The following is a 25807-nucleotide window of genomic DNA, read 5'->3' as shown; positions in this document are numbered from 1 at the left end:
CTCGGTTTTGAACATAGCCTGCTAACTTTAGCGGGCATTGGTTGGATTTTACAAATCATCCAAACAGTTTTTGCTATGCCAATTTTCTTGGTTATGCACGCCTTACCAGGTGATAGATTCATGGGTTCGCAGCAACAAGGGTATGTTACTATTTTGGCGCTGTTCTTTAGACCAATACTTATCATTGCGGCATTCTTCTTAGCGTTCTTGATCTACGAGCCTATCGTGATATTATTCACACAAGCATTCTTTGCAATCCGCCAAGAAGTTTCAGCCGCTTCGGCAAGTACATCAATTGGTGATTTTTTCATCACCCTATCTACAATGCGCAGCTACTGGTATATGTATGCTGGTTTGCTCATCATGCTGACCTACCTAATCTTTGGTTTGGTGCAAGAATTAGGTGATAATGTGCTAGATTGGCTGGGCACAAACCTGCTTAGAAACTTTGGCAATATGAATAGCGAAAAAGCGATGCAAGGCATGGCACAAAGCACTAAAGCTGGCAAGCAGCAACATGATAAATCGCGCGACAGAGGTCTGGCTGCCATGAAAGGCAAGAAGCGAAAAGATAGTGCTGACGGTCCCCCAACTAAAGCAGGTCTTGCTGGGGCAGGTGCTGGCGGTGGTCCTGAAGGTCCAGATGGCGGTGGCAATGGTGGCGGTAGCGACGAGCTAAGCGCCAGCGGCAAAGAAAGCGGCAAATCAGTTACTTCTGCGGACGCTACTTCAGAAAACACCGTTAAGCCTGATGAAGGTCCAAAAGGCATTGGTGGCGTGCAGCAAGAAGTTAAGTTCCAAGATACCGCAGATACGCAACCTATTGGTGCTGGAGTTAGCGGTAGCGGTTCAGATATTAGCGGTTATCTTGCTGATCGCGGTGATTTGTCTGATGACACTTCAGCAGCTACTGATGTGGGCATGGACAATAACGCCATCAATGACGATACGCAAACGCTTGCAGAACTCAACAATAATGACGGTGCACCTATGGATACAAACGTTCCTGATGGCACTATCAATGACAACACTGACAATGCGGCAGGCGAGAATGCTGATAATCTTCAAGGCAGTAACACCTCAGATAATCTTGTTGATGGTTCGCTTCAAACACCGACTGCTGGCGATAACACTATAGCTGACGGTGGCGCACTTGGCAACACCATGAGAGAACAGCAAGACAATCAAAATGCTCTTAAAGACGGCAAAGACTTTGTTGCTGGCGCGCCTGGCAACACGCCTGCTGGCGGTGATATTAATGACGCTACAAGCGCTATTAGTGATACTGATAAAGCTGGTATTGCTGCGCTTGCAACCAAAGGCAACGCCTTTAACAGCCGACTTAAAGACAAAACAGAGCTTACCAGCAAAGCTAACACAGCCAAAGATGGTAAAAATATTGCTTCAGCAACGTCTACTTGGGTTGATAAAGATGGCGTATCGCACATGCAAGAAACCACGCAAAACGCTGATGGTTCTACCAGCATGTCTCGTATGTCAATGAAGGACGGTCCAAATGGCTCTGCTATGACAAGTACAAGCGATATGACTATGGACGCTAACGGCAACCTAACAAGTGCTAAAGAGCTTCATACGGGCGCTGATGGTTCTAAGTTGCAGCTACAAACCAACGTTGATGACAATGGCAACGTTGTAACTTCGAGCAACTGGCAAGATGCTGGCGGCAATATGATGTCTACAGAGTCTATCAAAGATCAAGATGGCAATTTGGTTAGCTATTCAGAAACCATGCAGGATACGAACGGCAACACCAGCACAACCACTTGGTCTACTGACGCAGACGGTAACGTTCATGTTGATTCAACGGCTACTAACAAGTGGGCAGACGGTTCTATTGAGCAAACAGAACAACATTGGACTGCAACACCTGATGGTAAAGTTTCTGGCAGCGAAGACAGCACCTTCATGTCGAATGATGGCGGTCTGGAAGCAAGCCATAGAGACTTCGCACCTAATAGTGCAGAATCTGCTGGTGCAGTTCCTGATTGGTCGGCAGTACAGCGCATGAGTGCGGCACAGCCTACCGTTAATTTGGGCAACATGAAAGCAATGAGCAAAGACCAAGTGTCTCAAACTCAAAACACGATGTTGAATGCCAATAAGCCACAACAAATGGCTAAAGTGGCAGATGTGTCAAAAGGTGCTTCAGCAACTACTACGGGTGTTGCCGCTCAAGGCACAACCAAAGATACAACTATCGGTGGTGGTGCAGCTTCTGCGGAACGCAGTTCAGCTTCTAAAGCCACAGGCGGAGCTAGCAATGCCAACACCCAAGGCACTGGCCATGAAAATGCGCAGTTTACTGGTTCACCGGCAGGTTCTGCTGCAAATGAAGCTGGTCGCACTTCAGTAGCAAGCACTGTGGCTGGCGACAGAGTAGCATCTGGTAAGAATGACCCATTCACTGCAACTGCTACCGCTAAGGGCGCACCTGCTGATATGGGCTCAATCACCAATACTGGAAAAGCGCATGACAACAGCGCGCCTGCAAACAGCAGTACGACACTTGCTTCTAGCACAGTACAACCGAATGGCATGCCTTCAGCTGATACGCACGCAGCTGTCGCAAGCAATTTGGGTAATAATCAGCAAGGCGGTCAATCTGTAACTGGTGGCAACACAGCACAAACTGGCGCTGCTGCAACCGCACAGTTGAACACCGTGATTATGCCGCAAGCAAATGCACCACATGCTGCACAAGGTGCGACTGTGAACGTAACACAGGCGGCCGCTCAAAATACGGCAGCAACCACTGCTACGAGCGCACCGCTAAATAACGTGTCCACATCTGGACACAATGTAGCGCAATCTGCGCCAGTGAATGCCGGTGGTAGCACGCCTGCTCAAGCAACGCCAAGCATGAATACTGCGGGAACACAAAACACTTCACATACACCGCAAGGACAAGCAGCAACGCAAGCCGCCCCTACTCAAGGCACGGCAAACGTCCAAAGCCAGTCTGCGCAAGTGATGGGTGCAAGTGTTACGAACAGCAGGAATGTTGGCGATAGCACGCCTACTGTCAGAAGTGGTAACGGTGTAGTCTCTCAAAGAGATACAGTAGTAAGTCATGGCAGCAATGCAAACCAAGCTACTTTCACACCAGTAAGTCGTGCGCAAGCAGCTCAAGTAACGTCTCACAGTGCTCCGCAGGCTGCACCGCAAAGTGCGCAGCAGACTACCCCACAAGCGCGCCCTGCACAGCAAACGGCTCAAGTAGCTCCAGTTGCAGCACCGCAAAGTGCGCCAAACAATGCACAGGCACAGCCAAGCGTACAAAATGGCACACAACGCACGGCAACCAACCCACTCAATGAGAGAGGTCCTTATGGTTATGGCGGACAGCAACAACATCGCCAAGCGCAGCCGCAGGCAATGAATCCTGCAGGAAGCGCACAACCAATGCCTTATGGTGCTGCCAGCTATGAGACACGCGTTGAAGTTGTTCGCGAGCAAGTAGTCCGCTCACCAGAAGTGCGCACTGTGGGAAGTTTCTCTTCAGAACAAGCGATTGATGAAGAGCGCGTGAAAATTGTGAAAGAAGACGACCACGGCAAAGCGGTAACTGATAGCGGTTCTACACCTACTCAAGGTGGTGCGCAATCATCAGAAACACCGGGAAGTAAGCACGATGAAGGTCTGAATATCACCTTCGACGCAAGAAATGAGTAATGACAGAGCAAACAAAAAAGGCTGCGATAATTCGCGGCCTTTTTTTGATGAATTGAAAAAAAAATTCAATCGCGCAAAAGTTGCTCTAGGAAATCAAACAAACGCTTTTCTTTATCTGCTGACAAAGACTCATTAGATAGTTCTACCGTAAGCTTCTTAGCGTCTTGTTTGATTTTGCCCAGCGTCTGCCCACCTACCTGCAAGGTGCGTTTAAGCGTTTGGCTTTTTGCTAAGCGTGGCGCACTGGATGTGTCCATATCTGGACACTCTGCATTGCGCTCAATAAACTCTGCAAGTGCTGACTGCTGCAACTGACCGCCACGAATCTGCTCAATGCCTTCACACATTAGGTTTGCAAAGTCATCGTCGTTAATTTCATGCGTTTTAGCGACATTAAGACATTGCTCTGCTGTTACCGCTGAAATTGTTTTAGGGGCAACGTCTAGCACGTCGTGTACCGCCTGCGGCAGCTTAGCAAAAGACAGATAGCGGTACAGCTTATGACGTGGAATGCCCAATGCTTTGGCGTATTCTTTGCGGTTTGGGAAATTGTGTTCAAACATGGTGATTGCTTGACCGATTTCATAATCCGACAAATCACTGCGGTTGGTGTTTTCGGCCAAAGCCATCAGTGCGTTGGCTTGTTCATCAATTTGCATAACAACACAGCTGACGGTACGCTTACCTAACAACTGGTGCGCTCTATAGCGACGCTCGCCTGCAATGATGTAGTATTTGTTAGAGCCGGGAATTTTGCGTACAGAGATTGGTTGAATCAGCCCATTTTCATTGATTGAATCTGCAAGGTTCTGAAGTTCGGTTTCATCAAAACGTCGTCTAGGCTGTGCTGGATTAGGCACCAACAAGTCAATGGCAATATCCACAAGCTCGGTACCACTTTTATTCAATAGTTTTTCTTTATTGTGGTCTGCTTGTTCGTGGCGTTGTACGTTTTGTTGTAAGGTTGCGCGCAAATCTGCAAGGCTGTATTTCGACATATCAAGATCCCTTCTTCACATCTAGTTTGATTTCATTAGCCACCCACTCTGCAAGCTCTTTAAATGCAATGGCAATGCGCGATGTTGGGTCAATATCACCTACTGAAGTCTTGAAAGCTTCAGCTTGCTGTGTCTTGGTGCTAGAAGGAATGTCAATTGGGATTAGCTTATCTGTCGTTGCTTCAGCAATTTCTTTCATGGTACGGCAGATTTTTGTGCGGTGGTCGTGCTTAACAAGCAACACACCCAAAAAGTTCAAATCTGCGTTGATTTCACCAGTGGTCTCGGTAACGTCTTTTAGAAGGTCTACCATACCATTTAGGTTGTATTGGCTGCCACTAACCATTGGAATGATAAAGTCTGTAGCAGCTGCTAAGGCGTTTGCTGTCAAGAAGCCTAGGCGTGGCGGTGTATCAATCAAGATAACATCAAAAACACCGATGCCAGGTTTGAGCACAGATGACAGCGCCCCTACTGGGTTTGATGGAAACATCTTTTTAATAAGTTCTTCATCATCTGTTAGAGAAATAGAAGCAGGTAACAAAGATACACCTTCAATATTTGTCTCTAACTGGATTACATCCATAAAGTCAGCGTCTCTTTTAAGTAGTAAGTCGCTGATAGACAGTTTCATATCTGTAGGGTGTTCTTTGCCTAAATGGTAACTGGCATTGAACTGCGGGTCCAAATCCACAACTAGGACTGATAGCCCTTTTCTTGCGAACTCGGCTGCAAGGTTGATAACGGTAGCTGTTTTACCACAACCACCCTTATGGTTGGCAAGCGTAATAACGCGTGTGTTTTTCATTTCTAACTCCGATTTGTGTTGTAGGCTTTGGCAGAGATTTGTACCCAATCCATCAAAGCAAATTTATTCTACAAAATAATACGCTATTTTTCAACATAAATGTGCAATAAATTATACATATGTAGAATGTCCATATCTGGACACTTTTTAATTTCGCAAAAAAAAGACCGCTGATGTGGGTCCACAGCGGTCTTTCGGAGTTAGTGCGTTTTTCAACACACGCAGTTATTATTGCAAATTTCTGCTAAAAAGTCAATAAAAGAATAGCGTGTCCACATCTGGACACAATCAACGCAATAGTATGCGTTCAACATCGTCAAGCGCAACTAGCTTTTCCTTTTCATCTGGCGACAGTTTATTGAAGCCGCAATAACCTGTGGTCTTTTTAGCCCATATACCGGTACATACCACTTCAGATTTATCTTTGTTCAAATTCAATGCACCTTGACAATCTGGGCACTCAATACGAACTGATTTTCTGTCATCGCTCAAGATTGCTGCGAACCGCCACTCAAATACTGACTCAGGATTAAATTTATGAACTTTACCATCATCTTTTTTCTTGAGAGAGTGGTAATAGCTCGCATAACAACCGACACAATCCCAGCGCATATATTTACCTTCAACCGTCTTGCCAGGCACTAAGTGGTCTTCACAGATTGCACAAGTATGTTTCTCTGCTTTAGAAGCCAAGTGCTTTTCAAGTCTTGCTTGCATTTGCTGTTTTCTATTTTCAGCAAAGTTTGCAGCATAAGAGTTGTTTTCATAGTCTGGCGCACCTTCAAAATCTGCCAAAACACCGCAATCTGACTTATCGTCTGAAGCTTTAGCATTACCACTACATACCCAGTATTCCTTGTTGTTCTTGCTTGATGTGATACGTTTTAGAGCACTGCCACATTGCTTGCAAGGGTGCTTTGGCGAGCCATCTTCGTTTAGGTACTGCAATATGTCCAGATCTGGATTGAATGGTTTGCCGCCACTAGACCAATATAGCTCTGCGCAATCGTTGCAACGCCAAAAATCACGCATGCCGCCATCTTTGTGTTTGTATTGGTCCATAATAAGCACACCGTCACAGTCTGGCTTCTGACAATGATGTAAATCATCAGGTGCTTTTAACGCTACAACACTTTGGTTGTTCTTATCAATCTCATCAAAGAAAGCATAAAGAATATCAGCTTTGTTTAATTCACCTTGGGCAATGCTGTCCAGCTTGTCTTCCATTTGCTTTGTGAATTTCGGATCCATGATAGAATAGATTTCGCAAGTACAAGCAACCAGACGACGCGCCAATTCTGTAGCCATAATGGCATTGTTTTTATCTTCTTGGATGTACTTGTGCTGTAAAATCTTTTCATAGATTTTTGAATAGGTTGAAGGCCTGCCAATGCCTTCATCATCAAGCAGTTTGTTGAGCGACGCTTGGTTTAAATGTGGCGGTGGCGCAGTTTTTTCGTGCACATATTCAGCGTCAGCAATTTCTACCGACTGTCCATCGTCAAAGACTGGCAATAAAGAGTCTGTCAATTCGTCATCATCAGATGTAAGGTCTTTACCGAAACCAGCCCAACCTTGAGAAATGATTCTTACCCCAGATGCTTTGAAGAAGTATTTCTTGCCTTCGTATTCAAGCTCAAACACAGCGTCGCGCTTGGTATAGATTTTATCTTCCAACTGCGACATGATGGCTCTGTCTTTAATCATCTCGTACAGTGCTCTGTGCTCATCAGTCGCAAAAGTCAGCTTGGCGTTTAAATCTGTTGGTAAGATAGCTTCGTGAGCTTCCTGCGCACTTTTCTTATTTGAAAAAACACGCTTTTCTTTTACGATTGAAAGTCCATTACTTATGCCATAAGCTTGAAGCATGGCGAACTTTTCATCAGACATGTTGGCATTGTCTGTTCTTGGATAGGTGATGTATCCTTCTTGGTATAGCGACTGTGCAATCTCATCAACTTTCTTGCCGCGTAGCTTTAATTTTTTCCAAGCAGACTGGTGTAGCGTACTGGTGATGAATGGCGCAGGTGGTTTGCTTGATTCTTGTTTTTCAGATTGAGACACCAGTTTCAAATCAATCCCGCCTGCCTTGATGTGCTTAACCAAATTATCTGCGGCTTGTTGGTCTGTCCAAATGCGGGTTTCACTGCCTTTGTGTTTTGCAATTTCGCCCAGCTCTGACATTTTAAGGTCAAGCTTTGCCGTCCAAGTGTTATCATCTGCCATACCAGTTTTTGACTTCACAGACACCTTATAGTGCTCTTTGGCATCAAAATTCACAATCTCTTGGTCGCGTTGCACGATGAAACGTACCGCCTGCGACTGTACGCGTCCAACAGGCATCTTTCTGCCATTGTGTGCGCTCACGGCTGCTGTACACTCCCATCCAACGTATCTGTCCAAAATACGACGGGTTTCTTGTGCGTCTACCAGCTGCCTGTTGATCTTGCCACCTTTGCTTTCTTTAATGGCTTTATTGATGGCTGATTCAGTGATTTCGTTGAATGTGGCTCTGCTAGAGTTTGTGTCATTCAAACCCAGTTCGTCTTTGAGCGATTGCGCAATGGCTTCGCCTTCACGGTCAGGGTCAGCTGCCAATATGACATGGCTAAACAACCCACGGTCCAACACGTTTTTAATTTTCTTAACCCATTCTTTGTTATTGCCAGTCATGACGTACTCAATGTTCAAGGATTGTTTATCAAATCCCAGCCCATCCTTTGTCATATCTCTAATATGACCGCCAGAAGCAATGACCTTATAATCAGCACCAAGAATGCCTTCAATGGTTTTGGCTTTCTTTGAGCTTTCTACAATGACGAGTGTTTTTGCTGTCATAATTTTCCCCTTTTTTGTGAGTGTCCAGATATGGACACTTCTTTTATAAAAAAATGATTTCTGCGTTCGTGTCCAGATTTGGACACATGTTGTGTTTTTTTGGGTTGTGTCCAGATGTGGACACTTTCACCTTTCTATATTTTTTGGTTTGATTCAGCCTGCGTGTCCAGATATGGACACTGGCTAAATTGCGTTTGTTTTTTTTTTACAGATCCAAAGCATCTGTCCAGATGTGGACACTTTTTACATCACTTGCACATTTAGCACGCCTGCAAGGTTGTGACAATAGGATGGCTTGTCTTGGGTTTTATTTTGAGCAAGACGCTCACCTAGAGTATCTAAGCGCTCTTGAAAACTTTGCGCACCCAGTGCTTTGTAATACAGCGGCACTCGCTTTCTTGCAATCAAATTGATAACTGGCTCGTTCTTGCTTTGCTGTTTTGCCTGCGTCTCAATGTCTTGATAAATATTCATCATCTGCACAAATGCTTCCAACAATAGCTTAAATTGCAATGGTTCATCATTAAGTGATATGTTGGCTGCTGCATGGCGTGCAAAACCATCGTTTCGTTCAAGAAGATTGATTAGTTCATTTGGCAGCAGCATTGGCTGCAAATTGTATTCTTTGCTTTGCTCAATGGCACTTGTGGCATATTCATCAAAAGCCCTCAGCATGGTGTCTGCTAATGATGTAATACTCCCTCTAATATTTGCAAAAATCCAATTAACTGCTGGCACTAGTGATTGCAACGCAAAATACAAACCGCGATTTCTTTCTCTAACTGCTGACGCTTGCTTAGCTTTGCCTAAAACCGCTGTCGTAAAATAGGTATGGTTGTACGACACCCAATGCGCCAATAACAATGCCCATTGTGAAGGTTCGGTGAGTATAGCAAATGCTTGGTCGCTTTCTTTGGTTCTGTTTACCTGCAATTCAAACATATTGTTTTGAACAATTTGTCCGATACGCGTGATAAGTTTTGAGCATTCTTCTTCGTATCGCTCTTGAGAAAAGTTATGTAATCTGCCGCGTAAAAATGGCTCTGGAAAACTTTCATAATCAAAGCGACGATATTCAAGCGTACCATTAAATATTTTGCGTGTGATTTCTGCGCCTTCTAACACCATGCCTTTAAAGCACTTGATAGACAGACTGTCTTTTTCTAATTCATAAATTGGGAAGGTCGCTGCACTTTGAATGTGTGGGTCAATATTTCGCAGGTACACATCTAAAATCATCATGAGCAGCAAATGCTTCGGATTGCGCCATGTATTTTGGTCTGTGTAGTCATACGCAAAGGGTTTGATGGTCTTACTGTAAGCGTACACCATGCTTTTTAATGTATGATAGTATTGAACGCTGTCGTCGATGTAAGCATTTAGCACATCAGAAGCTTGTTTGGTGGTTGTACTGCCTAAGCTTTCTGCAACGACGCACAAACGGTTTTCACGCTTCGCAACTGACAATTTGATGTCTTTGGTATAAAGCCCCGTTTCAGCAATTACTTTGAGCTTTAAAAGATACGATAAAACTTCATATCTTTTTTCATATTTTTGTGCGACTTCCAAGAAGTCAGAAGGGTGCGCCTTCCTATTTTGTAATGTTAAAAATTCAAACATTTTGATTCTCGTTCTTTGGTGTCCAGATATGGACACTTTTAAGTGTGGCTAACTTTTTGGTTGATGTGTCCAGATATGGACACACTTCTACCGGTTTTGATGGCTTGTGAAATCTGTCCAAATCTGGACAGATTTACCTAAACGTTTTTTCTTGATGTGTCCATATCTGGACACTTTCAAAAAATCAATAATCCAAATCTTCGTCATCGTCATCATGAGCTATATTGATGTCGCCTTTTTCTTTTTCGTAGGTTTCGCCTTCTTTAAATTCAATCATTGGCGGGTCTTCTCTAAAGATGTACGTCAGCTCACCTTTTTCAAACAACCGCAAATCTTCTTTGGTATATGAAAAAGAATACAAACGCTCCATCAAGCCTTGATAAGCGGCATTAAAATCTGGCTTGTTCAAACGGTAGCCAGCTTTAAGTTCTGCATGGTAATGACTCACAGAACCAATGTTTTCAGCGAATACCGCACCACGACCCGAATTTTGCACCAAAGCCCATAGGGTTCTGTCGTACAATCTTAGCCATCTAAAAATACTTGGCTGCAAAGTACCCACATCTCTTGAGCGTACCAACATGGCTAAAATCATAGTGTGCGTATAAGCATGTTGCTTACGGATTTTTTTGATTTCTTCAGAACGATTAAACCAATAATAGATGTATCTTTGGTACTCTTTAAATTCTGGATACTCTTCAATAGGGGGTAGGGCGCTTAAATCATAACCATCAGGCCATTTCGCTTTCATGGCTGCCGTATACTTTTTCGCAGGTATTTTGGCTTTTTCTAGTGCCACATCACCCAGCCACGACCAAAACGCATTAGAGCGTTTTTCAGCCCATTCTTTTGCTTTGTTTCTATCTTCACTATTCACAGGACCTGCTGACGCGCATTGTCCAATGATAGTGCCCATAATCACTGTTTCAGCTGGAGATAGGTTTTCAATACCAGTAAAAGGGTTGCCAAGCTGTTTTAGCATTTCAGTATTGAATTTTTTGTCATCCAAAATAGGAACAAGGTCATTGTCTCTACCGCTATAATCTTCTTCGCCATCTTCTGATAGCAGGGGCTTTGTGCCCGTATTACGCACCTCGCTGATTTTATAAGGTCTTTGAATAAAACCAATCACCAAACCTTTTTGTACAGCAAAGGTACGACTTCTTAGCAATCTTGCAAAAATCCCTTCATAAAATGGGTATTTATTAGGATTGAGTTTTTTGTAGAACTTCAAATGCGGAAAAGTTTCGCTTGAAGCCTCCAAAAAAGAATCAAAACCTTTGATTTGTTTGCGCATTGAGAGTTCTGGGTGCTCTGAAGATAAAGCAATCGTGCCACGAATAAGTGGCGGCGCAAAAAGTGCTACCAGCAATACACTTGGTACAGACATAGCAGTGATGACATATAAAAAGCCCGACCCAAAAAACGAGCCAATGCCGTTTTGGCAGGTTGTATAAGGGCTGCCCGGGTCTTCTGGGTTACATAGTACCGATACATGCCATAGTAAGCCCGTCTCTTGCGGTGGGCCGCTGGCGAAGGTGTGCCATGCTGCCAGTAGAAAGAAGTACAGTGCTACAAACAACATTGAACGTCCACGCTGTGCTGATAAGACGCGTCCTTTTTTTGCTGCTTCTAAGTCTCTATGGGTGAATATGGCTTCTACAATCACACACACGGCTGCGTAAATGAGAAGCATTAAAACTAAGCCTATTCTGCCCAAGTAATGAGCCGCCATCCACGGTAGATAAGTAAAGATCGAATAAACGAATGGCGTCATTGCTGACATTGACGTATTTAAAAAATACATCGCCACCAATGCAAAGATACCGAGAACAATATTTAAAATATCGTTGCTGTCGCCACCGCCACCACCTCCGCTTGATGGTGGCGGTGAAGAAGGCTTGCTACTGTGTTTTGGCGCAGTGCTCATTATCATTCACCTTTTGTGTTTTGTCGGCCGAATACCGCTGGTATTGCCATTGCTTTACCCTGCGGTTTACTCATTGGGAGCACATCGGTTATATTTTGATTGGTTTTGCCATCAGCTGCTTGCTGTGTTTGATTTGGCACAGTTGGACTGGCAGGTGTGGCATCTAAAGGTTTCTGATCACTGGCTTTATGCTTCTGCGCGCCCTTTTTAGCTTTGTCAGCTTTATTTGGGCTTTTCTCGATGGTGCTTGCTTTAGCAGAGCGTGCTACTTTTGGAGTATCAGCCACCGATAAAGGCGTTCCTGAAGGCTCATAACGCCAGACCAACGTTTCATTATCATCTACTTCATGAATACTGAATGAAAACTCTGGTAGATAATTGGTTGTGCTGGCGCTGATACGCACTAATGAAAGCAAAGATAAGTCCGGGGCACGCTTAGATTGGAATAACCCTAGTGATGACAAGAGCTTTTGGAAATGCTTCCAATAGCGTAAATCACCGCTATCAATTGATTGTGCGGCATAATACAAAAGGGCACTTACCAGCTTTACACCCATCAAGGTGTAATAAAAAGGGCTAAAGTTATTGTCGTCTGTCACCATTGCAAGGTTCTTGCTTGCTTTGGTGTTCTTTGACATTTTTCTGCCTACGGTATCAGCCAATTGCTTCAATGCACGTCTGTTGGCCGCAGAACCCTTTTTAAGCACGGTATAGGTCTGCTGATGGTTTGCCATACCAATGAGTGCATAAGACAAGCCGTCCATGCATCTAAAGTATCTACTGCGCACATTCTTGTGGTAGGTGTTTTGATACACTAATTTTTCACAAGGGTGGAGTAGGGCGGTTGGTATCTCATCTAAAGCACATCTAAAACGATATATAGCGATAAGGCTATTTTCGCTTTGCGGGATTTTAATAGACAAATATTTTGGCAATTCAAACATTATTCGCTACCCAATTAGCTAATGCGTGCGCATATGAAAATTCAATGAAGTTATATGTTGTATTTTCATCTTGTGAATGGATTATCTGCGGGTTATAACCACAAAACACGACACCACCAATAGAAGCTGGCGTGTGATTTAATGCAGTTAGACCTTGCTGCAATTTTTGAAAAAATTCGGTGTTGATGGCATTGATTTGCTCTTTAATATCACGCGAAGAAGGGCTGCCCACTGCACCCACAACACCAGTCTCATAAATTGATGTCAACGTCTTTCTAGTGAAAGCAATATCGCGTCCAATTGATTCATTGGCTGCTTTAGCGACTTGCGATAAAAGCTCTTTATAACCACATTCAGGCATAACAATGCAATCATCTAGTGCACAACCATCAGGCGATACAGCCATGGCGATTGCTTGCGAGTCAGCTACATCAACCAAGATAAATCCATAGGGTGATACTTGTGTTTGCTCAAGGATATGGGGAATGATAGTTGTATGTAATGATACGACTGTACCTACGATTTGGGTATCGGCCAGACCCATATTAGCTGTGCACAGATCCATAAACTCTTGTATAGCGTCTGTGTACTTTTGCTCTTCTTCTTTAGTGGCTGGCAGCGCAGGCGTGCTACATGCAACTAAGAGCCATATTTGCTGCAAACCATCTTTGGCTATCTCATGTTCTTGGCAATAGGCTTCTAACATAGAAGGAAAATGCTTTACACAAAGCGCAGCCAAAGCCTTAATGCGTTCAGCAGATGAGAACACACCGGCATACTCACCAATCTCAATACACTTGTTTGCTGGCAGGGCGTTGTGGATCAAATATTGAATTTTCGATTCGCTGTTTGGTATTGTTAAGTCAATCACTGAATTAAACTCTTGCCCAAATGGCAACAGCTTTTTCATTTGCATATCAGTGGTGATATTCACTGATTTGCTTTCAGTTTTTAAAGGCTTGTCCTTTGCAAACATACAAAATTCAATACCATCAACGCGTGGCACTATGATGACCGATAAAGCATTTGGCTGCATGGCTTATCCTTTAGTATTGAAGGTAACTGTTTTCGTTCTTGGCGTTTCTATCTTTGCCAACCAGCCAAGTTCTCATCAAATGAATGCTGTAGCGCGGTCTGATTTTCAAAATGAAAACAAATACAATATAGTAAGCCCACATACCAAACATGATGTACCAGAACAATGGGAAGCCTCTAGTTGCAATCAAAATAAAAACAATACTCAAGATACAAGGACCTGCTGGTAGCCCAAAAATCGTAAATTCGCGGCTGCTTTGCGACCAATGACCGTGTCTCATTTTTGCTGTCTCCTATCGTTAGCATTCGTCTAAAGCTTCTAAAGTTTCTTTGTCTAATGGGTCTGTTGCGTCTACCAAATGTCGGTAGTTTTCAACATTGATGATGTTCTTTTGAAGCAAATCCCTGCCTTGCATTTCAAAATTCACCACACCAAACAAACCCCTAGCCATGATGCCTGAAATCTTTCTTGCAACGATTGTAGGGTCGTCTGTATAGCGTTTTAAGTATGCGCGCAGCGGGGGAGTGAACTTTAAATGTTCTCGCACGGCCATGATTTTGCCGTCCGTTGTCCAAATCAATTTTTGTGAAGCGAATACGCGCGACGCTTCAATAATGTCAAAGCATTTTTGTGTTTGCATTTCTTTTGGAAAGCGCGAAAGCAGGCGTGGCAAGATGGCCGAAACGTTACTTGCGTGCGTGGTTGCAAACACTGGGTGGCCTGTTAATGACAATTCAACGGCTTTATCAACCGATTGGTTATCACGAAGCTCACCCACCAAAATTAAATCTGATGAACGACGCATGGCAGCACTGTTTGCCAAATCAAAGGTCTTAATGTGTGGACCAATCGCTGATTGCGTTACATAAGAATGTTGGCTTTTGATTAAGTCATAGGCAATCTCGATTGGGTCTTCATGCGTGATGATGTTGCCTTTAATCTGTGTGTCGTTCTCTAAAATGTAGCGAATGATTGATGAAAGTAGGGTGGTTTTGCCTTCACCAGTTGCACCACCGATAATCACAATGCCCTGCGTAACAATACAATCATTCACAAAATCCAATGGAATATTTAAGTCTGAATATACTGGCGGCTCTGATGGAATAGGGCGCAATACCATCGAAAAAGATGACTCTTGTTCAGCAGATGATGAGCCAACAATTTCATAGCGGTAGCGCGTTTTTCTTTGGAACGCATATTCAACATATGTTTCTGCTGCGTGCAAATCCACCACATCGCCTTGAATCAAACGACCAATACCACTTAGCGGCATGCCTTCTTTAACTGTCGAAATTGCATGTTGGTTATTGGTGATAACACGCACCAAACTTGCTGCTTCTAAGTAGTCAAGTGTGCGTTTGGTAATTGCAAACAAGCCTTTACGTTTGACTTTAATAATCACCGGCAAGCCCGGTGAAATGATTACATCCGATACGTTTTTTTGGTGCGATATTTCATTAAATAGCGCATAAATAGGTTGCAGTTCGCCTTCTTTGAACAACTGCGGGTCTTGATAATTTGTTAGCCAAGGTAGCTTTGGAAGGTCAGCAGCGGCATTGGAGGTGACAGCAGCCACCTCTTCGTGCTCTTCTAAAATGTCATGACTTTCTAGCAAATTATTGAACGTCATTTTGGGTTACACCATCGCTTACTGACTGGTCGTGGTTAGGCATTTCTTCTACAACATCTTGTTTTGTGCCAATGACTGTTGTGCGAATTGTGCTTACCAAATACTGACCTTCTTCTCTGGTTTCGTACTGATCAACAATGGTGTATTGCGGTGGTGTTTCAACAACTGGTTGTTCGTTAACCGCCTTATTTGTTTGTTCAATTACTGGCTGATCGTTTTCTTTTTCGAGCGCAGTGTCGTGTTCCATGAGTGTCAGATTTTGTAAAGGACCTTGGGTATCTAAATCGTACCTACTGCCTTTTCTAACACCAGTTGGCTCTACTTTGAACTCTGGCAATGAAGTAATTTGTAGCAGCTCTTCACCCATCAGCATACGAATACCATCGGTATTGTCTGACAACTTATAAGAGGAAAGCGCAGGCATATCTAACTTGCCTTTAGCTGCAAGTTGATGGAATCTCACCATGCCGATGTAGTCTCGGTTGAGTCTATCCATTGCTTCTAGCAAGATGGTATTGGCTTGTTTTTGCCCAAGCTGCCAGCCTTCTTTTGTGGCTTTTTCCCAAACGTTTCTTTCCAAAATGCCGTTCGGTTTTAGTCCAGCGGTTAGATAAATGTAGTCGTGATACGCGTCTGCTTCATTAGAAAATTGCAAATAGTCTCTCCAGTTTGGAGCAGTAGAACTGATGTGAGCTTGCTTGGCAATTTCATAAACTCGGTCAGTAAGACGCACTTGCATTCTGCCATTTTGATTGTATAAACCTGTCGCTTCAGTGACTACTGGCGGCACAACACGGCCCTGAATCATAAGCGGAGTGAAGTCATAAATCGCATCCAAGTTGCGTGCATTTGCAGCAATCAAATTATTAATTTGGCGCATGTTGCTGCGAATACTTGCTTGCATCGCTACGCCTTTTGCATAATCTTCAATCGCTTTTAAATGCACAGACTGCTGCATATCTTCAGCTGATTTTGCAATGCGATGAATCTTAGATTGCGCTTTTAGAAAGTCTTCTGCACTTGAAAAATGAGTTTGATTTCCTGAATCAAAATGCCAATTTGCAGAAGCGCCTGTTGCAAAAATCGCACCTAAACACAGCGATAATGTTGTAAATATTTTGACTGGTTTCATGTTTTGACTTGCCTGTTTTGATTAGTAAATCAGTGTGATGGTTTTGTCTTGTTTGTTAATTGCAATGCTTGCAGTGTCGCCAAGCTTCGCATTCAAATTAATCAAAATATCTTCTGGTGTGCCATGCACTTTTGTGAAATTCACCGTGTCTAAATCACGAACATTGCCCACTTCAATGAAGCGATAGCCGTACTTAATTGCCACACTTGCAAGCAGTTGTCTTGGTTTTCCGATGTAGTCTACATAGACTTTATCGTTCTCAAAACTTGCTTGGCGCATGTCCAAAGTGCGAGATTGTGCTTGACGATATTTGGTTAAAACTTGCATTGCCGTGGCGGCTTTTTGTGATTCTTGTGCGATGATTTCAACGGGTGAATAGCTCTGCACGTTCGCTTGATTGATGTGATGTGTTGTGGTCGCACAGCCAGTCAGTGCCACTGCGCCAGCACCGATCACGAATGGTAAAAATCGCTTTTGCATAAAAAACTCCTAGATGAGTGGTTGGGTTTTGAGTTGAATAAGGTGTATCAAAGTACACTATAACTACATACACATATTAGCATATCTTAAGTTCAAAAAATAGCCATTTTTGCAGGTTTTGTGCGCTAAAAGCTTGCTTTTTGACGCGGTAGGCTGGTTTTGTGTAGCGTGCCGCTCTTTTTAGGTCGTTTGCTGCTGGTTTTAAGACGTAAAAATCGGGTTTTGTGCACTACAGAGCTTGATTTATGGTGCAGTAAACTTGTTTTATGACGTGCTTGGCTTGATTGGTGTAGTGATAAGCTGGTTTTGTGTCTTTTTATGCTGATTTAATGACGCAAACGGCTGATTTTATGCTTTGATTGGCTTGTTTCGTGTAGTGGTGTGCTTGATTTATGTCGTGATGCGCTGATTTCGTGTCGCAATAAGCCGTTTTAATGACGTTGTCTGCTCGTTTTGTGTTGTAAAAGGCTTGATTTATGACGTGGTGAGCTGATTTTATGTAGTAGGGCGCTTGTTTTATGCAGTAAAATGCTGATTTTATGTCGCAGAATGCTCGTTTTTTGACGCATTAAGCCAGTTTTATGACGCAGTTGGCTTGTTTTGTGTAGTCGTATGCTGGTTTTATGTAGTATAAAGCCCGTTTTATGTAGCAGTGAGTAAAACCCGTGTTTTTTATGAAGATTTTTGGGTGTAAAAAACAGCGATGTAACAGGGGGAATACACCCACTTTTGCAAGTTCAAATCTAAGCGCATTTTTGCATAAAAAAAGACCTTCTTTTTACAGAAAGTCTTTAATCTTTTCCAAGAAAGCCTACAGGTAAATTTTAACTTTGCGCATGCCTTCCCATCTTTGTTCGATGCGTTTTAGGCAATTACCTTTATAGATAGTGTCTGTAATAGAGTATTCTTCACCCATCATTTGTTTTAATTGCGTTCTAAAAAACTCTCGTCTTTCTAGAAATTCACCATACGCTTCAATACATTTTCTTTGAGATTTCATTGCCTCACGAAGCTCTTTTTGTTTGTCTTTTAAGACGCCACGTCCGTACTCTTTGATCAACAATTCTCTATCTGTGCATTGATCATCTGGTGGAAGACTAAGCACAATGTCTTTGTGCCACCAGTCCAAATCTTGGCACTGATAAGCAATCACTTCTTTAAGACTTTTGACGCGCCAAGTCAAATCAGCTTCCTTTGGAAAGAGCACTCCAAGATGACAAAGACCAAACCTTGAATCCATCAGCACTTCCCATTCATCAGGCACAACCACTTTTAAAGTGACTGGATGTTTAACGCCATGCTCATCTCTTTGAGTGGTTTGATACTCTACCAAAGGACCAGCAACGCGCACTTTAGATTCATTCCTCACCCACTTTTCTGTGAGCACATACACCTCTTCGTTGTAATAATCATCGCCCACTTGCAGCGTGAATAAGTTGCCAGTAGGCTCTACTTGAAAACCTAAAACCACGCCTTCGATGTCCACAGATTTTTCCACAGTTTTATCATAATCGAGATTCGGAGTACAATAAATACTGAAATTATCAAGCATCAATTCATGGTTCTTAAACCTTTCTTCGTTTCTTACATAAGGTGCAAATTCTTTGCCTGCCATAACTTTTTTATCCTCTTTTTAAATTCAAATTTATGATGGTTTGTTTTGTTGCTCGCTTTGGTTTTTGCTTGGCTTAGCTTCATCTTTGATGCCAGCTCTTTGCATGAATTGATAATTTTGTCTGCCTTTATAATAGCCACAACACATCACAATCCACACAAAAGTTGTCAAAGGAAATGCAAAGACTTTGACTAAATTATAAGTCAATGATGAAAAATATCCCGACTGTGTTCTGTCATAAATTGACGTAGATGTGAACACATCATGAAAGAATAGGGCGACTAAAACGAGTAGCACACTCACCAAAAAACTCTTCACATACAGCCACAAACTCATCTTTGGATTTGCGGTAATGCTGTGCACGATTGTTGATAACACCCACAAAAAACCATGCGGGTTTCTCATAAACAACAACCTCCCAAACGACTCACCAAGCCTTTCTGAAAAACTTAATTGTGTGGTAGTATCATCGCTCATTATTCGCTCCTTTTCAAACCTTGCCCACATAATAAACCAGAAAACAAAGCAAAACAACCAAAAATATCCCAAGCACCTATGGCGTTAGCCTTAATACTTCTATCCTATCTTGCACAACCATCTGCACAATTTGCGCACCCACCCATGTCCCCAAAAGCTCTTAAAAGCTTGCAAAACCATCACCACCTAAAATAAAAAGCGGCTGCAATCACAACCGCTTTCTCGCTCAACAATACACAAAACCTTTGGGCGATACGCTCTGAGACACTGCACGCTTAATCCGCACTCTTGGCACTGGCTTGTTGCCCAAATGATAAGAATCACCGCACAAAGTCATCATGCCATCTTTGATTTTAATGTTGCTTTGGCTGATGGTTTTCAGCTTGCCATCCACCAAAACCGTATCGCCACTTTTAATCTCGCTGATGTGGCAGGGCACCAAATCATAATCAATACCTTGCATAATTCGCCCCCTTTACTCGCTCACTTGCATAAGTTCTTGCTTGTACTGGCTGATGTAAGCTCGTTGATTTTCGTATTCTGCATCGCATGATTTTAATGCAACAAAAAACAATGCAAAGAACATCACAGCGTAAACTGAAAAGCCAAAAACACTTGAATTCGTCATGGGTTGCACTCCTTATTGGTTGGTGTGTTCATAATAAACCCGCAAGGCAAACAAAGAGCAAAACCATTTTCCAAGCCCCAATAGTTTGCCGTTAGGCTGTCTTTGTCTACCTACCATCACTGCACAATCACCCAAAACAAAAGGCAAAAAAAGCCCAGCTCAATGGCTAGGCTTCAAGTAAGTTACTGACAGATTTCGTACAACGGTCTCTCAATTTGATGTCTGGCGCAAATCGCGTCTACCCCATCTTTGCTGCATTCAGTAGCACTTTTAACAATGCCGTCTACTGTAAAAATATCTATCGCAAGAGCTTCGCCAAGGTCGCCAGTGCGATAGCCATAGCCAACAATTTCAAATCCGTATTCGTCTACCATGTATTGCAACACACCCATTGGCACATCGCAGACAACAAAAAACCCCACCGTAAGGCAGGGCTTTGCGTGGCAATGTGGGGTCAAACTGGCATCAGTTTGGTTAAAAAGTACATGGCAACACCACCAGTCAAAAGACCAGTAACAAGCGTGGCTAGCAGTGTCAGAATTTGTACCCAAGGGAACCAAGAAGTCTCTTTTCTAGCTTTTTCAGTTTCGGCTTGCATTTTATTTACAGTTGCCTTAATCTGCTCAATAGTTGCTAGGCTTTGGTTGGTTTTCGCCTGCAATTCAATGTTTTCAGAATGAATTTTCTTGATATTGACAATGGCAGCCATTCGCTCCAACTCCTTCATGTTTAGTTGTTCTAGGTCTAAATCATTTACGTTATCCATGATACCACCATTTAGCTTTCACGTCCATCAAGAAACAGCATTTCGTACAGTCCGTGAATGCTATCAAACGCTTTGCCTTGGTACACGCCAGCAACAAGGGGAAGGCGGTCTTGGTAATAAGTGTATCTAAGCTCTTCAACCATATCAGCCAACATACGCAAATAGGCTAGGCGAATGGCGGCTTTGATATTTTCTGCACTATGTTTTTGCCATTTGGCGAATGAAAGCTCATCAATGATGTAAGATACAATGTGCTTGAAATGATAGTCTTCATCCAAATGCGCACAAATCTTATCAAGCATTAGGATAGAAATGTCAAAGTAGCGATAAGACAAAGACGTTTCTTCGCCATCTTCCAGTTGTTGCGCCAATCTTTTGACGTTTTGGTCGCTTTGCTCAAGGAAAATGGTAATGCCGTCCAGTCCATAGCTGTCGTCTACATGGCTTGCTAGGTCTTTGACGATTACAGCCAGTTGGTTTTGAAGTTGAGTGTTCATAGCAGTTGCTCCGTTGTGGTTGGTTGATGTAGCTATGATAAGCCCAAAGAGGGGGATAAAACTAAAAACATAATCCATAACCCAGTCACCGCGTTAGCGCGTCGATGTCTTTTTTGCTATGACTGGCACAATATTTACTACCGCCCAAAAAAATACCCCATGCTTGCATCGCATGGGGCTTGTGAATAGTTTAAGCAGCTTCACCATCAAAGCCAATGCCCAGCAGTTCTGTAGACTGCTCAAACATGATTTTGTTTGACTTCTCAAAGATTGGTGCAACCTGCTCAATATCGACATCAAGTTCATGGCTTGCTTGTTCTGCGCTATGCAACCACCCAAACAATTTACCAATCGCAATATTTAGGCGCAGTGCAAATTCTTGGCTTGGGCGGATGTGATATGTACCTTTCTTATAAAAGGTAATATCAAACAAGTTTTCATCTTGTGGTACATTGAAGTCCATGCGCTTGACTACTAATTTTTTACCTATTGACAAATCATCCTGCGAATTTAAAACCAAACAGCCACCAAGTCCTAAAGAGCGTGCAACGACCCTATAATCGTTGATGACGTCGTACATAGCCGCGCTAACTTCCCAACTGTGACGCGACATATACCAGTTACAAACCAATCTGTATTCTAGCTTTGAGCATTCGTAATGTTTGATGATTTCATCGTTTGCAAAAGGGTGGCAGTAACGATAGTCCCCTTTCTCAAAAACTCGCTGATTAGACTTGTATGCCTTTAGATTGTCAGAATTGGCATGCTTGACGAATAAGTCTTTGATTTGCGTGTCTACATATTCATTCGCACGGTCAATCACAAGCATGGTGATTGCGTAGCAATTCTTGGCAGTGAAATCAATTTCTTTTGCGTTATCGAGCACTTGCTCATACAATTTCTTACGGCTGTCTTTTGTCAAACGACGCGTAATCGGCTCATAGCGGTTTAGGAACTCACTCCAGTAAGCATTTTTCAGGTTTTTGATTTCCTGCTTAATAGCTTCGATGGCCGTATGCTTACTAACGTTCAGCAATTTGATGACGCGTGCATCCATTTTAGCCATCGCATTATAAGATTCGAACAAGGAATCCATATCCTTGTTATAAAATGCCACCATAGAATCAATGCAACCGCCTGTTGCAATCAATTCTTGCGCTTCATCAAAATGGCTTTCATTGATTTCTTTGGCTTCATCAAACCCATCAAAAAGGGTGCTTTTAACATCAGCAGATGTGGCTGAACCAATGTAAAATTTTTGTCCTTTTGGCAAGCCCTGCGCCTTATATACGCGCACCACTTGAACCTTAGCGCGCGCCTTTCTATCCGCTTCTAAAAAATCCCCCTCAAAAATAACTTTAGCGGTCATTTTTGATTCAGATAGCGCTTGTTTGATAGCGTCGTTGTTTTGCCAGCGTTGTGGCACAACAAAGTAAGTAACGCTAGCATTGGTTTGGGTTAAAATGCGCTCCATCCAGCATTCATATTCGCTGTATGGCGGGTTGCAAAATACCATGCTGCTTTTGATAGCAACTAAATTCGTTTCAAAGAAGTCAGCACCCACAAATTTAACGTTTCTTGGGAAGTTTTTGATGTGCGTGATTGCTTTTTCAATGGCTAAAATATCCACTCTGACAGATTTCGCATCAAGGTGATCTGCTATAGCCTGATTGACACGGCAATCGCCAGCACCAATTTCAAACAAGGTTATCCGGCTGCCTATTTCTGCCGTATCTAAGTCATTTTTGATTGCCTCAATCATTTCGGCTGTCGTTGGATAAAACTCAAAGTCTTCTTGATTTTGCTTAAGCTCTTTAACAAGCAGGGCGGTTGTCATGGCGGTTACTCCGTTGTTGGTTGATATAGACATAATAGAGCGCAAAACAGAGAGCAGGAAAACCATAATATCCAAATCCCACCCACCGCGTTAGCGCTTCCATGTCTGCTATCTGTCATGCAATAGCGGCTGGTGCGCACCGCTCACCACAAATCATCAATACAAAAACACCGCCACTAATGGGCGGTGAATCGACCGTCACAACCATTTGCTTTAGCGGATTTTCTAAAGCAAGCCACGTCCTTGTGAACCAATGAGTAAGCTGGTAGTCGCCAATCGTCCTTATATGGCGTACAAATATTTAGATGGTTTCGTTGACAGTCATTACTGCATTTACTAGATAGTCAACATAATTAAGCTGTGCCAAAGCGTCTTTTAGTGCGTCATGCGCCACATTGCCTTGTACAAATTGCTTATAAGTCATGGTAGACCAATTGGCTGCAAGTGTAAGTGCGCTTTCAAAGGTGCGATGGTCTCGTTCTTGCCAATAATGCCAAGGCGTATCTAAGCCCAGTTGTTTGAAATGCTGACGCAAAATCGTACAATCAAAAGTCGGTGCTCGTGCAATCACCACAAAATCACCGCCAGAAAGCTCGCCAATGCGTGTGATGGCTTGGTGCAGGGCGGTCAACGCCTTTTCTACGCTGTCTGTGCCACGATTTAGCGCACTTTTGGCTTCATCGCTTTGCTTTTCCCACCATGCAAGCGTTTCATCGTCTTGCGTGCCATAGCCCAAAGCAGACTTAGGGTCGATTTCTGCATAGAAGGTGTCCAGCATTTCACCGCCCAATACTTTAGCAGCCATGCCTGCGCTTACTAGGGCTGCGCTAAGCGGGTCTGCGCTTAGCGTTTCTACGTCAATGCTCACCAAAACAGTTTTGCCGTATTGCATAATTACCACCCCCAAACATCATCGCCTTGCACAAAAGCATTTGCCTGAGCTTGTGCTTGTTGGGCTTGCATTGGTTGATTAAAGCCACGGTTTTGACCTTGGCGGTTGAAATTTTGTGCTTGATTGCCATTGTGGCTGCGCTGTTGATTAAATCCGTTTTGCGCTTGAAAGTTCGCTGGTGCTTTTGGGTCTCTGCGATTACCACCTACCCAATTCATCATCGTGCCACGAATTTGTAGCTGACTGCGCTCTTGACCGTTTTTATCAACAAAATGGTTAGTTACCAATGAACCTTCAACATGAACGGTTGAACCTTTCACAAGGAATTTTTCGCAAATCTCTGCAAGATTGCCAAAAAACTTTACAGTGTGCCACTCGGTCTGCTCTTTGCGCTCGCCTGTATTGCGGTCTGTCCAGCGCTCACTGGTAGCGATTGAAAGTGTGGCAACTTTACCTTTGCCATCACGGGTATTATGGATAACTGGGTCTTTGCCAAGGCTGCCGATTAGAGTTACACGATTAAGCATGATTCATTTTCCTATAGTTGGTTGTTGGTTTATAGCGGTGTTGTCGTTCGCTATGGGTATATAGTAGAACAAGAAAGAGCGCAGAAAGACGAAACAACTGCCCAAACCCCTTCAGGTCTGCCGTTAGGCTTAGGTTGTCTATGCTAGATTTGCCCAGTCTGCAGAAATTTCAATAAAACAAAGCATTTCTCCCTTTGTCTGATAATTTCGTGAGTTTACCAAACAAGATTTGCGTTATAAATCAATGTCTTATAAGCCGTATCACGAACGTGATAGCCGCGCATGTTCTACGCAAAGCAAAGCTCCCTTTTTAGACTATCATGTTTACGTTTTGACGAATCTTGAACATGAGAAGGTTATCATGTTTATGGCGCAAATATATCACGCCTGCAAAAACCGCCCATATAGGGCGGTTTGCTTTTCCTTTTTTCACATAAGCGACTATGCAGCCGCTTGATTAGTTACGCTTGCAATGTACGATTGCAACGCTTGGTGAATTTCCGTTCCGAAAAACCTACCCAAATCTACTCAATGTAGGCTTGGTGTTTTCTTCCTACTTCACCGTTGTCTGCAAAGAGTAGGTTTAGGTAGATTTCAAGGGGCTGTTAATAGCCTCAAGCGGTTGGCTTAGGGTTTGTTGTATTTTAGGTTTGAAACTCTTATTTACTCCATTTTACTCAAATAATCGTCCTTAATGTCTTCTAGTGCGCACATCAGCTCTTCATAATCGTGGTAGCACTGGTTCTCAAAAATTTGTGGATAATCTTGTACCAACTTACCACCGTCCACTTCATCAACATCAAAAACGTCTTGAGCCAGCTCGGCAATATCATTATAAAATGCAGGCGAACCGTCCATTGCATAATCTACAAAGCCATGTTTGTTTAGGTTTTCGGCTGTGTAAGGTAGGTTTTCACCTTCTACCAACTGAGCATAAACCACTCGGCTGTAGTCTTCTTCATAACTGCCACAAATGAAAAGTTCTTGCACTAGCTGCAGATTGCCTGGCTCCCAATCGGTGTACTCAAATTGCAATTCCCAGTCAAACGTTTTTAGTTTGGCTTGCAAGTCTTCATCTAGCCAATCAAGCCAATATTTCATGACGTTTGAAAATTCCCATCGACCAACGCCAGTAAAATGATAGCTTTCACCGTCTTCTAACTGGATAACGTTGGCAGGGTCAATGTGTGTAATCATAAAGCCGTAGTTGCCTGCCACAGTGTCATTATGAATGAATTGAACGGCTTTATTAAGCAGGGCTAGACCTTTGCGGTCTTTGCATTTAACGGTTACTGTGCCGTAAGCGGTTGAAATATTAGCCATGGGGTATGCTCCGTAAGGTTGTTTGGTTGATGGGTGTATAATAAGATGGAAAAGACACTAGAAAGAAAACCATATATCCAAGCCCCATCATTGGCCGTTAGGCTTACCACAATCGCTTATCACCGCAGGCTGCTAT

Annotated in this window: 23 protein-coding genes; 2 read left to right on the top strand and 21 right to left on the bottom strand. The window is 43.1% G+C overall.

What is annotated here, in order from left to right; all coding sequences use genetic code 11:
• Window positions 1–225: 225 nt before the first annotated feature.
• Window positions 226–3693 (top strand): hypothetical protein, encoded by a 3468-nt coding sequence (locus B0181_RS07970; RefSeq protein WP_143821592.1) that lies wholly within the window; start codon window positions 226–228, stop codon window positions 3691–3693.
• A gap of 65 nt (window positions 3694–3758) precedes the next feature.
• Here B0181_RS07970 and B0181_RS07965 read toward each other — a convergent pair whose 3' ends face one another.
• From B0181_RS07965 to B0181_RS07935, 7 genes are all read right to left on the bottom strand, one after another.
• Window positions 3759–4691 (bottom strand): ParB/RepB/Spo0J family partition protein, encoded by a 933-nt coding sequence (locus B0181_RS07965; RefSeq protein ID WP_078276983.1) that lies wholly within the window; start codon window positions 4689–4691, stop codon window positions 3759–3761.
• A 1-nt stretch (window position 4692) separates the two neighbouring features.
• Window positions 4693–5499, bottom strand: coding sequence for a ParA family protein (locus tag B0181_RS07960; protein WP_078276982.1), 807 nt, complete (start codon window positions 5497–5499; stop codon window positions 4693–4695).
• A gap of 288 nt (window positions 5500–5787) precedes the next feature.
• Window positions 5788–8337, bottom strand: coding sequence for a type IA DNA topoisomerase (locus tag B0181_RS07955; RefSeq protein WP_078276981.1), 2550 nt, complete (start codon window positions 8335–8337; stop codon window positions 5788–5790).
• A gap of 243 nt (window positions 8338–8580) precedes the next feature.
• A complete protein-coding gene (locus B0181_RS07950) occupies window positions 8581–9957 on the bottom strand; it encodes a hypothetical protein (protein WP_078276980.1) in 1377 nt (458 codons plus the stop codon).
• A 184-nt stretch (window positions 9958–10141) separates the two neighbouring features.
• Window positions 10142–11887 (bottom strand): secretion/conjugation apparatus DotM-related subunit, encoded by a 1746-nt coding sequence (locus B0181_RS07945; RefSeq protein WP_078276979.1) that lies wholly within the window; start codon window positions 11885–11887, stop codon window positions 10142–10144.
• Window positions 11888–11889: 2 nt separating this feature from the next.
• Entirely contained in the window at window positions 11890–12831 is a 942-nt protein-coding gene (locus tag B0181_RS07940; RefSeq protein WP_143821591.1) for a hypothetical protein, read from the bottom strand.
• Window positions 12824–13867: a hypothetical protein gene (locus B0181_RS07935; RefSeq protein WP_078276977.1), complete on the bottom strand. Its 1044-nt coding sequence runs from the start codon at window positions 13865–13867 to the stop codon at window positions 12824–12826. The genes B0181_RS07940 and B0181_RS07935 overlap by 8 nt, the downstream gene beginning before the upstream one ends.
• On the opposite strand from B0181_RS07935, the gene B0181_RS11930 reads away from it, so the two are divergent.
• Entirely contained in the window at window positions 13839–14096 is a 258-nt protein-coding gene (locus B0181_RS11930; protein WP_143821590.1) for a hypothetical protein, read from the top strand. The genes B0181_RS07935 and B0181_RS11930 overlap by 29 nt on opposite strands.
• Before the next feature lie 69 nt (window positions 14097–14165).
• Here B0181_RS11930 and B0181_RS07925 read toward each other — a convergent pair whose 3' ends face one another.
• The 14 genes from B0181_RS07925 to B0181_RS07865 form a co-directional block, all read right to left on the bottom strand.
• Window positions 14166–15497, bottom strand: coding sequence for an ATPase, T2SS/T4P/T4SS family (locus B0181_RS07925; RefSeq protein WP_078276975.1), 1332 nt, complete (start codon window positions 15495–15497; stop codon window positions 14166–14168).
• Window positions 15484–16629 carry a type IV secretory system conjugative DNA transfer family protein gene (locus B0181_RS07920; RefSeq protein WP_078276974.1) on the bottom strand — a complete coding sequence of 382 codons (1146 nt, stop codon included), beginning with the start codon at window positions 16627–16629 and terminating at the stop codon, window positions 15484–15486. Before B0181_RS07920 ends, B0181_RS07925 begins: the two co-directional genes overlap by 14 nt.
• A 21-nt stretch (window positions 16630–16650) precedes the next feature.
• Window positions 16651–17109 (bottom strand): DotD/TraH family lipoprotein, encoded by a 459-nt coding sequence (locus B0181_RS07915; protein WP_078276973.1) that lies wholly within the window; start codon window positions 17107–17109, stop codon window positions 16651–16653.
• Window positions 17110–17920: 811 nt separating this feature from the next.
• Entirely contained in the window at window positions 17921–18724 is an 804-nt protein-coding gene (locus B0181_RS07910; RefSeq protein WP_078276972.1) for a hypothetical protein, read from the bottom strand.
• A 30-nt stretch (window positions 18725–18754) separates the two neighbouring features.
• Window positions 18755–19087: a hypothetical protein gene (locus B0181_RS07905; protein ID WP_143821589.1), complete on the bottom strand. Its 333-nt coding sequence runs from the start codon at window positions 19085–19087 to the stop codon at window positions 18755–18757.
• 340 nt (window positions 19088–19427) lie between these two features.
• A complete protein-coding gene (locus B0181_RS07900; RefSeq protein WP_078276970.1) occupies window positions 19428–19664 on the bottom strand; it encodes a hypothetical protein in 237 nt (78 codons plus the stop codon).
• A gap of 12 nt (window positions 19665–19676) precedes the next feature.
• Entirely contained in the window at window positions 19677–19829 is a 153-nt protein-coding gene (locus tag B0181_RS12115; RefSeq protein ID WP_158078954.1) for a hypothetical protein, read from the bottom strand.
• A 182-nt stretch (window positions 19830–20011) separates the two neighbouring features.
• Window positions 20012–20287, bottom strand: a complete 276-nt coding sequence (locus B0181_RS07895) for a hypothetical protein (protein WP_143821588.1) — start codon at window positions 20285–20287, stop codon at window positions 20012–20014.
• Entirely contained in the window at window positions 20284–20595 is a 312-nt protein-coding gene (locus B0181_RS07890; protein WP_078276968.1) for a hypothetical protein, read from the bottom strand. Before B0181_RS07890 ends, B0181_RS07895 begins: the two co-directional genes overlap by 4 nt.
• A gap of 11 nt (window positions 20596–20606) precedes the next feature.
• Window positions 20607–21092 carry a hypothetical protein gene (locus tag B0181_RS07885; protein WP_078276967.1) on the bottom strand — a complete coding sequence of 162 codons (486 nt, stop codon included), beginning with the start codon at window positions 21090–21092 and terminating at the stop codon, window positions 20607–20609.
• 190 nt (window positions 21093–21282) lie between these two features.
• On the bottom strand, window positions 21283–22929 hold the full coding sequence (locus tag B0181_RS07880) for a class I SAM-dependent methyltransferase (RefSeq protein ID WP_158078953.1): 1647 nt from the start codon (window positions 22927–22929) through the stop codon (window positions 21283–21285).
• 301 nt (window positions 22930–23230) lie between these two features.
• Entirely contained in the window at window positions 23231–23830 is a 600-nt protein-coding gene (locus tag B0181_RS07875; protein ID WP_245953289.1) for a 3'-5' exonuclease, read from the bottom strand.
• Window positions 23824–24348, bottom strand: coding sequence for a single-stranded DNA-binding protein (locus tag B0181_RS07870; protein ID WP_078276964.1), 525 nt, complete (start codon window positions 24346–24348; stop codon window positions 23824–23826). Before B0181_RS07870 ends, B0181_RS07875 begins: the two co-directional genes overlap by 7 nt.
• Window positions 24349–25011: 663 nt before the next feature.
• Window positions 25012–25671 (bottom strand): hypothetical protein, encoded by a 660-nt coding sequence (locus tag B0181_RS07865; protein WP_078276963.1) that lies wholly within the window; start codon window positions 25669–25671, stop codon window positions 25012–25014.
• Between the last annotated feature and the right edge of the window lie 136 nt (window positions 25672–25807).

The sequence above is a fragment of the Moraxella caviae genome (genome assembly GCF_002014985.1).
Taxonomy (GTDB): domain Bacteria; phylum Pseudomonadota; class Gammaproteobacteria; order Pseudomonadales; family Moraxellaceae; genus Moraxella; species Moraxella caviae.
Note: the sequence above shows the minus strand (reverse complement) of the source record. Positions and strands in the feature narration are given on the sequence as shown.